Genomic DNA, 12,085 nt, shown 5'->3' on the forward strand with positions numbered 1-12,085 from the left:
ACTCGGCCACCGAACCCATGCCGACCATCCTCGCGCATCGGGCTCCGAACACCCCGGCACCGGTCCGCTATTCTCCGCCGATGGCATCGAAGGGAAACGCCGAGCTGCAGGCGATGATCGAGGAAGCCACCGTCGACGCGTACGGCGACGACGAACAGCTCACCGGCCTGTTCACCATGATCGAGGAGCATCTGGCGGTGCCGTTCACCACCACCGTCCTCGGCGTCGAGGTCACCGTGCGCAAGATCGACCTGACCGTGGACACCATCGTCGCGGTCTGCACCCGTGGCCGCCACCGGCAGAGGATCGACCTTCTCGACCTGCCGCTACCCACCCCCGCGCCGGACGGAACCGCGTGGATTGACGCCTACCGGCACTGGGCCGGGAGGTAGACCACGGTGAGCGAGTACCAGTACTACGAGTTCACCGCCGTCGACCGGCCCCTCACCTCCCGAGACCAGGCCGAGCTGCGGTCGCTGTCGACCCGGGCCGACATCACCGCCACCAGCTTCGTGAACACCTACGAGTGGGGCAACTTCAAGGGCGACCCGCGCAAGCTGATGGAACGATACTTCGACGCGCACCTGTACCTGGCGAACTGGGGAACCCGCCAGCTCATGCTGCGGCTACCGAAACACGTGCTCGACCCCGCCACGGTGGCCCAGTACTGCCAGGGTGACAGCGCATCCGGTTGGACCGCCGGCAAGCACGTCATCATCGACCTCCACGACGAGGACGAGGACGGCACCGACGAGTGGGACCTCGACGGCCACGGTCTGCTCACCTCCATCATCCCGGTCCGGGGCGGCCTCGCCGCCGGGGACCTACGCCTGCTGTACCTGGCCTGGCTCCGCTGCATACAGTCCGAGGACATCGCCGACGACGAGCCCGAACCGCCCGTGCCAGCCGGACTGGGCACCCTCGACGCGCCCCTCACCGCCGTCGCCGAGTTCCTGCGCATCGACCCCGACCTGATCGCGGCCGCGGCGGCCGGGTCGGCGCCGGCCGCCGTTGGCGAACCGACCGCTGCGCAACTACGGACCTGGGTCGTCGGGCTGCCCGCTCGGGACAAGGACGCCATCCTGACCGACCTGATCACCGGTGGCGACAGCCACCTGCGCAGCCAACTGCTGCGCCGCTACCGCGACGCACACCGCACTGATACCCCCACCCCGGCAGCCGCCCGCACCGCCGGGGAACTGCTCGCCGCCGCTGCGGACCTGCGCGCCGAGCGGGAACGACGGGACGCCGAGCAGCGCCAACGCGACCGGATTCGCCAGGAACGGTCCGCCGCAGCAGCCCGGCAACGGCACCTCGACACCCTCGCGGTCGACCAACCCGCCGCCTGGCAGAGGGTCGACGAACTCATCGCCACGAAGAAACCCCGCGAGTACGACACCGCAGTTCGACTCCTCGTCGACCTGCATGACCTCGGCGAACGCGACGGAGACAGCACATCGTTCCGAAACCGGCTGGCCGAGCTACGGGCGGTGCACGCCCGCAAGCCCAGCCTGCTCGAACGCCTCAACCTGGCAGGCCTCGACACCTGACGCATGGTTCGCCACCCGGCGGCCATCGCCGGAGTGCGGGGAGATCCTGAGGCCGCCGCAGCGTGCCGGCGTGACGCCCCGGACAGCCGACGCCAACGGCAGCAGACTCCAGAAGTCCGTCCGGACCCGCAACCAGACATCGAACCGTGTCGTTTGCTGGGGTGGACCCGGAGGGTCGGGTGACTGTCTGGGTGTGTGCTGCCGATGTCATGGCCAGCTAGGAGTAGGACGCCCCGGCCCTCGCTGATGACCGCTGTATCAGCACTGGATGGAGACTTGCGACCGATCGCCCTTTCCGAAGTTGTGGCTACTGAACCGCGGCGGGTCCACGCCCCTGACCAGCACGACCGAAAAGGGTGATGCCCGATGGGCAGCCTGTGGGCCGGCGTCGACGTCGGCAAGACCCACCACCACGTGTGCGCCGTAGACGGCGACGGCAGCGTGGTCCTGTTCGAGAAGATCCCCAACGACCAACAGGCCATCTCCGGCATCGCCGGGCGGCTCGGCAAACGCCGCAAGCCGATCCGCTGGGCAGTCGACCTACGCGGCGGACCAGCGTCACTGCTGTTGGCGGTCCTGTTCGACCGGGGTGCGGACGTTCGCTACGTCAGCGGCACGGTCACGTCCCGGATGGCGGAGGCGTTCCACGGGGAACGCAAGACCGACGCCCACGACGCCTACGTCATCGCCCAGACCCTGCGCATGCGCAACGACCTACCGACCCTCACCATGGCCGACGGCGTGCAGCAGGAGCTGAAGCTGCTCGTCTCCCGCCGCCTCGACCTGGTCGCCGACCGCGTCCGCATCACCGCCCGCATCCAGGAACTACTGACCATGATCAGCCCCGCCCTGGAGAAGACGCTCAACCTGCGCAGCAGAGGTGCGCTCCGGCTCCTCGCGCAGTGGCAGACCCCCGCCGGACTGCGCCGCGCCGGCGAAGCCCGCATCCTGGCCTACCTACGCCAGCACGGCGTCTGGGCCGCCAAGGCACTCACCGCCAAAGTCCTCACCGCCGCGCGGACACAGACCGTCGCCGTCGCGGGGGAGGCCACTGCGGCCGGGATCGTGGCGCAGATGGCCACCGACCTGGAAGCGGTCAACGACCGCATCACCGCCATCGAGGAAACCATCGCCAGCGTCGTCGCCGAGCACGAGTTGGGAAAGATCGTCACCAGCCTGCCCGGCATCGGCACCACCCTCGCCGCCGAGTTCCTCGCCCACGCCGGCACCCTCACCACCTACTCCAGCCCCGCGGCGCTCGCCGCGCACGCGGGGCTCGCGCCGATCTCCCGAGACTCCGGCCGCAGGCAGGGTCACCAGGTTCGGCCCCACCGCTACCACCGCGGCCTGCGCCGGGTGTTCAGCATGTCCAGCTTCGCCGCTCTGTCCCACTGCCCACGATCACGCGCCTACTACGACAAGAAACGAGCCGAAGGAAAGGCCCACCGCCAAGCCACCGCCGCCCTGTCCAGACAACGCCTCAACGTCCTCTGGGCCTGCACCCATCATCGAGAGCCAGGAGATGCCCCGTATCAGGCTCCTGACCTAACGCGGACCTACGCGGTGATCTTGTCGCGCGCCGGGAGGGCATCGCGAACCTCGGTGGATCCGGCCTGCGTTGAGGGCAGCCGTCGGCCGACATGGCGGAGAAGACGGCGTATTCCAGCGTGGTTCACGATCCTGGACGACGGTGAGTGGTTCGGACCGATACCAATTGGCGGTTCTGTTTGGAGTCAGGGGACCAGGCCAGGAAGGGGTGTTACGGGGTTAAGCGCCGTAGCCGGTCCTTTCTGTTACGTGAACACGCCGGTCTTTGACGTTGATTACTGCCACTATTCCTCGTTGTCGAAGTGCCTTGTTTGCGTGGTAGCGCCTGTTTAGCCTGGGCGCCCGACGATCAACGGGGGAGCGGCGGGATGCGACTGGAGATTCGACTGCTCGGGACTGTGGAGTCAAGGGTGAACGGCCGGGTCGTCACCCCGGGAGGCCGGCGAAGAAGGCGTCGCGGTCGGTATGGGGATCGGGGCCATCGTCGGCCTGGTCTTCGGTGGCAAGGGCCTCAACAAGGCCCTCAACAAGGCCCTCAAGTTCACGAGATCTGCCAAGATTGCCTCTGCTGCTCAGATTGGGCGTCGGGTGGACGAGTTGCACGGCAAGCTCGACGACGTCGCCCAAGGCCAGCGAACCACCGCGATCATCAGGGCTTGGACCGGCAAGGGCTTTGTTGACGTGATTGCTGGCAGTGGTGATCGCGGGCTGGACAAGAAGATTCTCGGCGCGCTGAACGGCGAGAAGCCGGCGCCGAACATCAAGGGCTTGGACGCCGAGCAGAACGCGCTGGCTTACATCAAAGAGAAGGGCTGGAAGCCGTACGCTGGTGCCGCGAGCAAGCCGGTTTGCCCCTGGTGCCAGAACGAGATCTTCAATGAGGGGGGAGTTTGGTCGGAGAGGCCAAGAAGACCGTGATCCTCAGGAAGTATCGCCGGACGCCGAGTGGTGGCATCCTGACTGGCCAGCTCCAGTTCATCTTCTGATGGGAGGATCCATGTCATCCATGAAGGAGCGGGGCCGGTCAAGTCTCGGGTTTGGCCTGCTGGGTTTGATTTTTCCGGTTCCGGCAATGGGTTTCGGGCAGGCGTGTGTGCGGTGCCGCGGTCAACGGCTGGGCCGTAGGCCCACCCCGCAGGGGCTTGGCCTTGACGCCGGCACCGTGCGCGCCATGCTCGTGATGCCGGAAGACGGCGTTGTGGGTGTGGTCGCGTCACCAGTTCCGACCGATGTCGGAAGGGCAGGCCGAGGGGTTCGGCTGCCGGTCATCCATTCGCCCCGCGCGTGGTTCGGGGGCATGGTGGTTTGCGACCGTGACCGGACGGGGTCAATCAAGCGGGCGGCCTCGCCGTCGGCCGACGGGGGTCAGACACAGAACGACCTCGCGTCCGGTCACGTCCGAACCTGCTCACGCCGCCGCCTTGGCCGGGGCGAGGGCGCGGATGTGCCCGTCGCGGAGGCCGTAGTAGACGAGGGTGAGCAGCTTGCGGGCCACCGCGATGGTGGCGATGTTGCGTCCACGGCGCTCGGCGATGGCCGCCCGTCGGGAGACCAGCCAGCCGGCGCGGTGCGGGACGCTGTGGGCGGCCTCGACCGCGGCCCACCGCACCAGGGTCGAGCCTTGTTTGGTGATCCGTCCCCGGTGCACGACGAGGTCGGACTCGCGGTGGCGTGGGGTGAGCCCGGCCCAGGAGGCCAGCTGTGCCGGGCCGGGGAACCGGTCGACCTCGCCGATTTCGGCGACGAACACCGCCCCCAGGACCGGGCCGATCCCGGGGATGGCCTGGATCGCGGTGTAACCATGGTGCCCGGCAAGTCTGGCCCGGATCGGACCGCCGACCGCATCGATCTCGAAATCGACCGCCTCGATCAGCCGATACACCGACGACACGCGACCCCGGTAGGCGCCGTCCAACGGCGCCCGGGACAGCAGTTCCCGCCCGCCGACGCCGAACAGATCCGACACCGCGATGTGCACGCCCTGCTTGGCCAACACCGCGTGCACCGACGCCTTCAACCCCGAGCGCCAGGCGACCAGCTTGGCCCGATACCGCACCAACTCCCGCAACTCCCGCACCGGCGGCGGGGCGACATACGCCTCCGGCAGCCTGCCCATCCGCAGCAGATCCGCCAGGTCGGCGGCGTCCCGGGCGTCGTTCTTCACCCGCCGGTAGGCGAACCCTTTTACCCCCAACGGATGCGCCAGATGCACCCGGGCGCCGGCCGCGGCCAGCACATCCACCGCCCAGTACCAACCGTAGGTGGCTTCCAGGACCACCTCCGGGTCCGGGCCGGCCTTGGCGATCTCCAACCCGAGCGCGACCGGGTCGTTGTCGATCCGGACCGTCTCGAGTTTCTCGCCCGCCTCGCTCATCCGCACGATCACCGACCGACGGCGATGCAGATCAATACCCACGATCTGCCGGCCGTCGTACTCTGCCTGCATGAGGGGCCTCCTTCGTCGTGAGACGTGAGCACCCCGAGCATCCCGCCCGGGACCCACGAGAAGCGAGGCCCCGCTCCTTCATGCCATCAAGCGGCGATGAGATCAAGGACTTGATCGGGGTCGTCGATCCGGTGGGGCGGGCGACCGCCTGCTTCCTGGCGACCTACCGGCTCGCTGAGATCTGCGCGGACGACCGGTTCGCAGACGCCTATGACACCGGGCCGGAGGTGTTCGCAGCGGTACTCGCGACGTCCGAGGCGCTGGCAATGGGACGTGATGAGGCAGCAACGGCGCTTGACGGACTACGTGGGCGGCTCGAGGAGCTTCTCGGCCCGCCGGGGGAGGAGTTCGAGGAGCCGGAGTCTGCTGGCGGACCGTGGTTCTGCGACGCGGTTTCCGTCGCTGCGTACACCATTGCCGCATGGCTGACGCCCGGGACGAGTGCCGAGCTCTGCCGGGATGCCCTAGGCCGGGTAGACAGCGCGGTGGATTTCCTCGACCGTGATCTGGCGGAGAACCGCCCAGAAGGTTGGAGTGGGTTCCTGGAGCCTTCGCTCTCGGACCGGGAACTCGACCGGCAGCGGGCCGACCTCCGGGCGCTTCTCGGAGCGTCGGAGGATTATCGGGGGCCCATCGTGGCCGAGCTGATGGACGCGTCCCGGGGCCTGCAGCGGCGGTACAGCGAGGCGTTCCAAGCTGTGACGAGGGGGTAGTCCCGCAGGCCGCGACATGGTTCGGCGGCTGCACGTGTGGGTTCCCGATCTGTGAGTCGGGTCGGGAACCCACACGCGTCGGGCGCAAGCGGGTCAAGCGGCTGATGGCCGGCCAGGGCCGGCAGGGCGTTCCGCAGCTACAGAACCCCGCCTGGGCGATGGGCGCCAGCACCACCCCTCGGCCTGACGACGGGAGTACTGCAACGACAGTTGTAGAGGACTGGACGACTGCCAGGTCCGGGGCTGACGAGCCCGGCACGGCCACATCAACCTCGCCATGGCCGCCCACGCCCGGCTCGCCGCCGCCAAAACGTTCAGCCGCCACGGCGATGCCCCTGGTACCGCCTCCCAGAGGTCAAGCCGGGCGAGGCAAGCACCGATCACACCTGACCACGTAACAAGCAAGAGCAGTACCCACAGCAGGTAGCCAAGCCCGTCCACGGCGGGATTGTGCGCTTGCCGACGAGCCAGCGACAAAGACCTCGCCCAGCAGATGACCAAGGCGGTCCTGTGCCAACCACATGCCAGTAGCCGGTAGCTCGGACGGTCGTCAGGGGGCACGATCGGTCACACGTCTCTTGCCTTGAGCTGGACCACCAGGTGCTTGCTGGCGGTGATCTTCGTCCTTCCAAACTGCGGCTACGACCCGACGGTGGGCCAAAACTCGTCGTCCTCCTCGTCTGGCGACGAAGGGGCGTACTGCCGCAGAGCGCCGTTGCGAATCATCCAGACGCGGAAGAAGCACTCCTCCTGGTCCTTCACGAAGAGCTGCACTGCGTTGGGGTTGTGCCAGGCCAGGGAACCGAAATGCTCCACAACAGCAGCGAGGTTGGCGTGGTTGAGCGTCCCGGCGTACACCTCGCATTCGGGGTTCTTGTATCCGCCCCACTGGTTGTCCGCGTCGGTGATCAGCCTCAGGTTGCCGCAGCCACCCGGCCTCATGCCTAGCTCGCGACGGGGGCACTCGTTGTCGAGCCACCCGCTGAACGCCTCGGCGTTGAGGCGGTCCTCCAGGCCCACCGACAGCATCACGTTGGTAACCCAGCTCACCGCATCCCCCAGTCCACGGCAGTCGACCAGCCAGCCCGGATCTTCCTCTACCCCGCAGGTCGCGGGCCGTCCCTTGGCGCTCTGCCACCGCACGTGATGTCATCTGCGCCGAAGCCGGTTCACGGATCGAGGCTAAGATACCGGCGTCACGCAGTTCGCCGAGCTTTCGGGACAGTCTGCGTCCGCCGGCTGGCGATGGCTCGCAGGAAGCCCCACGAATCCAGGGAGATACCGATGTCGGAGGCTGACCCCGTTCAAGACGCCCACGCCGAGGATGCCGACACGCCAACCACGGCCGAGACCGAGACCGAGACCGACGAGCCTGCCGTTTACGCCAATCGGGCTGCCCGACGCGGGAAGGGCAAGGTCGCCTCGCCTCAACCGTATGGAAAGGGTCAGCGCCTCGGCGGCCAGGGCTCGGTCCAGAGCCCGCGCCAGTGGGGTAACCGCCGAAGCGGTTGATCCGTTGGTGGAGCCTTCGTCGTCGGCACACGGCTCCGGGTGTCCGCGGCGATGGTGGCGGGGAAGCAGCGCGCGAGCAGCAGGGTCTCCATACGACGGCCTCGGTCAACCAAAAGGATGATCATCGCGGTTTGCGCCAAGCGGATGCCCTGATATCGGGCCTGATGCGGTCGGTGCACGTTGTAATGCGTGACGTATTCGGCCAGGGTCGTCAGCAAGAGCGGGGGTGATCCCGTCGAGGCACCCGTGCTGTACCGTGCGCACCCGTCTCTCCGCGTACGCGTTGGCGTCCGGGCTTGCGGCGGGGTACGCAGGATGTCGATGCCTTCAGAGGCAAGAACGCGGGCGTGCACTTCGCGTCGCGGTCACGGAGCACCTCTTCGCGAGGGCGACAGACGGCAACGACCGGCCCGGGACATCGTCTCGCAGTGCCTTTCGGGGCCGGCCATGGCCGGGGGAGTCGGGAGTCATTCTCCGCCGGGGATGGCCATCACTGCCTATGGCGCCCGTCGCATCCAAGGGCGAGCGCTATCCTTCCACCGCTCACTTGAGCGCCACGACATGGGCCGCGGGCTACCGTCGTGACACAAGTGAACCAAAGCCGGAGAGGCCATCACGATGAGCAAGCCCATCGATTACGACGCACCGCGCCGACCGGCCGTTGACGTTGAAGACGACAGCCTGGAGGAACTCAAGGCGCGCGGTGCGGTGCCGCAGTCAGCAAGAGTCGACCTCGACGAGGCCGAGGCCGCCGAGAACTTCGAGCTGCCCGGCGCGGACCTGTCCGGCGAGGAGCTGACCGTGGCGGTCGTGCCTATGCAGCCGGACGAGTTTCGATGCGCGCGCTGCTACCTGGTGCACCACCGAAGTCAGCTCGCTGCGCAGCCCGACGGCCGGGACGTCTGCCAGGACTGCTCCTGACGTCCACTGTCAGGCCACCATTTCCCGCCACTCCGGACGCCCACCCAGCCATGCGCCGGCGAGGATCTCCGCAGACGCCCGACCCGGACAGGGGTGTAGCTTCGACCGACCTGCGATGCCGCCGGTCTGCGCCTCTACCTCCCATCGCTGGCCGTCGGTGCGGATGTAGACGTCGCGACGCCCCCGCGGATTCCGGTCCCCGTTCCACCAATGACGCTCGATTCTCACCTGCTGACCGTATAGCACCACCTGTAGAAAGACGAACGATAATGATCTTGGGAAGGTGGCCGGTGTGATCGGGAAACCACGGATTGTGGACGACAGTCAGGAGACGTGACCGCGCCGGCACAGGACGTATCCGCAGAGCGTCGCCTTCGCAGCGCCGCGCGTATTCCCTTCCCAGCGGATGTCCGGCGAACGCATCCACGGACCGATCGAGGCGATTCAACAGCGCGCCGACGGCGACCAGTTCGACCGCCTCGGCGCACGTACCTTCCAGCCATCCAGTCAGACCCCAAGCAGGTCATGTCCTGAGCTGTCCGACTCTCATCACCGGCGCCGAGGACGGGCGGCGCCTACACCTACACCGTGCGCTGTTGCACTGGGGCGACGACCCCCGACCGGGGCCACGATGGGTGGCCGTCGCGGGTCGCGGCAGCACCCTCGACGGGGACACGTTGATCGGGATGGCCGACGCGACAACGTACGCGGGCAAGGTCGAGCGGCGGTCCATCGCCACCGCCCGATCTCGTGGTCCAGTCGTGGAGAGGTGCTGATCCACCTGCACAGGACGTCGGTACCTTCGACGCGTCGAACCGACACGCGTGGTAGCCCTTACCGACTGGGCTCCGTTGCGGCGCGATGCCTAACGAGCGGCGATGGGCGCGGTCGTCGGCTTCCGGTCGGCGTCACCCTCGACACGGAACGGGGTGCGCAGGCGGGTCATCGCAGCCGAACTTGCGTCGACGGCAGGGGTGTGGTCGAAAGGCGCATCTGCTCCCGGTGCTTCACGGAACAAATTCGAGTCATGCGCGGTTACATCAGTCAAGAGCTACTCCAAGTTTGCGCGCCAACGCGCGATCCACCCGCTCGCACATGCAAGCCGGGTGCGGAAAATGAGCGGGGCCGATCCGGCCGCTCGCAAGGGGCGTTGGATCCGTTTCGCTCGGCCCGTCGAACCCTAACCCAGAAAGCCATCGTGTGCGGCCTGGGCCGGGGTGCGGGTAGATTGATCAACCAGTCCGCCGGTTTCCGACCACGGCCTGCCTCTGATGTCGACCACCACGCGCCGCGACCAATCGGTCAGCGCCGTGCAGGGCGACCCCTTCCACGTTCGGAGACTCCCATGGCGGCACGCCGCCCCAGCAAGACACCCCTTGTCCCAGCCACCTCCTTCGCCGACCTCGGCGTGCCCGGCCGCCTGGTCGCCGCGCTCAAGCAGGCGGGCATCAGCGCGCCATTCCCGATCCAGGCCGCGACGCTCCCGGATTCACTCGCCGGACGCGACGTGCTGGGTCGTGGCAGGACGGGATCGGGCAAGACATACGCCTTCGCTCTCCCGGTCCTCGCCCGGCTCTCGGCCGCCACGTCTCCTCGGCTGCCCGGCCGCCCGCGCTCGCTCATCCTGGCGCCCACCCGCGAGCTGGCGACCCAGATCGAAGCGACGATCGCACCGCTGGCCACCGCGCTGTCGCTGCGGACCCTGACGATCTTCGGTGGGGTTAGCGCGCGGCCACAGGTCCGTGCACTGCGTGCCGGGGTCGATATCCTCATTGCCTGCCCCGGCCGGCTCGCCGACCACGTTTCGACCGGCCACGCGATCCTCGACGCCGTCGAGGTCACGGTGCTCGACGAGGCGGACCACATGGCCGACCTGGGCTTCCTGCCGGTCGTACGGCGACTCCTCGACAGGACACCGCCCCGCTCCCAGCGGCTGCTGTTCTCGGCGACGCTCGACGCGGGCGTCGACGTCCTCGTGCGGCGGTACCTCTCCAACCCAGTCACCCACAGCGTTGACTCGGCGATGTCTCCGGTCGCCGCGATGACCCACCACGTGCTCCGGGTGCGTCACGATGACCGGCTCCCCATCCTGATCGACCTGACGGCCGCCCCGGGGCGCACGCTCGTATTCACCCGCACCAAGCGGGGCGCCAAGAAGCTGACCAGTCAACTGGTCGCCTCGGGAGTGCCCGCCGTGGAGCTGCACGGCAACCTGGCGCAAAACGCCCGCACCCGCAATCTGGCGGCGTTCTCCGCCGGCGACGCCCGCACGCTCGTCGCGACCGACATCGCGGCGCGCGGTATCCACGTCGACGATGTAGCTCTCGTGATCCACGCCGACCCGCCCGCCGAGCACAAGGCATACCTGCACCGCTCGGGGCGGACCGCGCGTGCCGGAGCGAGCGGCACCGTCGTCACCCTGATGACCGACGACCAGGTCACCGACGTGCGCGATCTCACCCGCCAGGCCGGCATCAACCCGACCATCACCCAGCTTGGGCCCGGTGACTCGCTGCTCACCGAACTCGCCCCGGGCGAGCGCCGCTTCGTGACGCCTCCCGTCGCGACGACGGCGCCGCATCACGGACGAGGCCATAGCGCCACGCGGCGCCCGGATCCGCGCACGGCGACAGGCGGGTCGACCGCCAGCGCAGCGCGCGGGAGAGGCTCGGAAAGTCGTCGGGCGAGTGCCACGGAAACCACGTCCGCGCCACGGGGCGCGGCGGCGTTCTCTTCCGGCACGCGGGTTGGTAGCCGGCGCGGTCAGCGCTGACATCGAAGAAACCGCGCGGGCGGCGCTCCCGTGCTAACCTCACCGGATTGCAACCTTCGGTTTGTCGCATACTTTGCCAGCGCCTGGTGGGTATCTAACCCGCCAGGCGCTCATTGTTCTGCCGGTTTTTCCGGACCAGCAGCGGCGGCAACCGAGGGCCCGTACGTGGCTCCATCCGCTACTCCGAGGAGAAGACATGGCATTCGGCACAGTCAAGTGGTTCAACGCGGACAAGGGCTTCGGCTTCATCGCACAGGATGGTGGCGGCGCTGACGTCTTCGCCCACTTCTCGGCCATCTCATCGAGCGGGTTCCGCAGCCTGGAAGAGAACCAGCGGGTCGAGTTCGACGTCGAGCAGGGCCAGAAGGGCCTTCAGGCCGCCAACATCCGCCTGGTCTGACGTTGACCCCGCCAAGCCGTGGCGACAAGGCCTCGCCCGTCGCCACGGCGGTGGCTGAGACCACGGACCGGCGAATGCCGGTCCGTTCCGACACCGCAGTCCTTCCCGGCCTCGAACCGCTGGTGTTGCACGCGCTGTCCGCCCCCGAGTGCGCGGCCGGGACCGCCAGCATCGACCGGCTCCGGCTGGCCCCGCTGGAGCACCAGGACGGAAGCCGCCACC

General features: G+C 68.2%; 9 protein-coding genes and 1 pseudogene. 8 read left to right on the top strand and 2 right to left on the bottom strand.

Annotation, left to right across the window (positions count from 1 at the left end):
- Nucleotides 1-80 precede the first annotated feature (80 nt).
- The 4 genes and pseudogenes from ONA70_RS29335 (at nucleotide 81) to ONA70_RS29350 (ending at nucleotide 4,016) form a co-directional block, all read left to right on the top strand.
- Entirely contained in the window at nucleotides 81-392 is a 312-nt protein-coding gene (locus tag ONA70_RS29335) for a calcium-binding protein (RefSeq protein WP_265009733.1), read from the top strand.
- A 6-nt stretch (nucleotides 393-398) separates the two neighbouring features.
- On the top strand, nucleotides 399-1,550 hold the full coding sequence (locus ONA70_RS29340; protein ID WP_265009734.1) for a hypothetical protein: 1,152 nt from the start codon (nucleotides 399-401) through the stop codon (nucleotides 1,548-1,550).
- Nucleotides 1,551-1,916: 366 nt separating this feature from the next.
- Nucleotides 1,917-3,068, top strand: a pseudogene (locus ONA70_RS29345) (IS110 family transposase); the annotation flags it as partial.
- Between the two features lie 495 nt (nucleotides 3,069-3,563).
- Nucleotides 3,564-4,016 (top strand): hypothetical protein, encoded by a 453-nt coding sequence (locus ONA70_RS29350; RefSeq protein ID WP_265009736.1) that lies wholly within the window; start codon nucleotides 3,564-3,566, stop codon nucleotides 4,014-4,016.
- Between the two features lie 490 nt (nucleotides 4,017-4,506).
- Here the strand turns inward: ONA70_RS29350 and ONA70_RS29355 are convergent, their stop codons facing one another.
- A complete protein-coding gene (locus tag ONA70_RS29355; RefSeq protein ID WP_265009737.1) occupies nucleotides 4,507-5,544 on the bottom strand; it encodes an IS110 family RNA-guided transposase in 1,038 nt (345 codons plus the stop codon).
- Nucleotides 5,545-5,561: 17 nt separating this feature from the next.
- On the opposite strand from ONA70_RS29355, the gene ONA70_RS29360 reads away from it, so the two are divergent.
- On the top strand, nucleotides 5,562-6,257 hold the full coding sequence (locus tag ONA70_RS29360) for a hypothetical protein (protein ID WP_265009738.1): 696 nt from the start codon (nucleotides 5,562-5,564) through the stop codon (nucleotides 6,255-6,257).
- A gap of 639 nt (nucleotides 6,258-6,896) precedes the next feature.
- Here the strand turns inward: ONA70_RS29360 and ONA70_RS29365 are convergent.
- Nucleotides 6,897-7,307 carry a squamosa promoter-binding protein 15 gene (locus ONA70_RS29365; protein WP_265009739.1) on the bottom strand — a complete coding sequence of 137 codons (411 nt, stop codon included), beginning with the start codon at nucleotides 7,305-7,307 and terminating at the stop codon, nucleotides 6,897-6,899.
- 1,080 nt (nucleotides 7,308-8,387) lie between these two features.
- Between ONA70_RS29365 and ONA70_RS29370 the strand changes: the two genes are divergently transcribed.
- The 3 genes from ONA70_RS29370 (at nucleotide 8,388) to ONA70_RS29380 (ending at nucleotide 11,863) form a co-directional block, all read left to right on the top strand.
- On the top strand, nucleotides 8,388-8,690 hold the full coding sequence (locus ONA70_RS29370) for a DUF4193 domain-containing protein (RefSeq protein WP_265009740.1): 303 nt from the start codon (nucleotides 8,388-8,390) through the stop codon (nucleotides 8,688-8,690).
- A gap of 1,345 nt (nucleotides 8,691-10,035) precedes the next feature.
- Entirely contained in the window at nucleotides 10,036-11,463 is a 1,428-nt protein-coding gene (locus tag ONA70_RS29375) for a DEAD/DEAH box helicase (RefSeq protein ID WP_265009741.1), read from the top strand.
- 196 nt (nucleotides 11,464-11,659) lie between these two features.
- A complete protein-coding gene (locus ONA70_RS29380; RefSeq protein ID WP_073838002.1) occupies nucleotides 11,660-11,863 on the top strand; it encodes a cold-shock protein in 204 nt (67 codons plus the stop codon).
- The last annotated feature ends 222 nt before the right edge of the window (nucleotides 11,864-12,085 follow it).

Origin of the sequence: Micromonospora yasonensis (assembly GCF_026013475.1) — a bacterium.
GTDB classification, from domain to species: domain Bacteria; phylum Actinomycetota; class Actinomycetes; order Mycobacteriales; family Micromonosporaceae; genus Micromonospora; species Micromonospora yasonensis.

Coding starts and splice junctions, on each gene's coding strand:
- ONA70_RS29335 (WP_265009733.1), top strand. CDS start 81: ATGGCATCGAAGGGAAACGCCGAGCTGCAGGCGATGATCGAGGAAGCC.
- ONA70_RS29380 (WP_073838002.1), top strand. CDS start 11,660: ATGGCATTCGGCACAGTCAAGTGGTTCAACGCGGACAAGGGCTTCGGC.
- ONA70_RS29355 (WP_265009737.1), bottom strand. CDS start 5,544: ATGCAGGCAGAGTACGACGGCCGGCAGATCGTGGGTATTGATCTGCAT.
- ONA70_RS29370 (WP_265009740.1), top strand. CDS start 8,388: ATGAGCAAGCCCATCGATTACGACGCACCGCGCCGACCGGCCGTTGAC.
- ONA70_RS29375 (WP_265009741.1), top strand. CDS start 10,036: ATGGCGGCACGCCGCCCCAGCAAGACACCCCTTGTCCCAGCCACCTCC.
- ONA70_RS29350 (WP_265009736.1), top strand. CDS start 3,564: ATGGGGATCGGGGCCATCGTCGGCCTGGTCTTCGGTGGCAAGGGCCTC.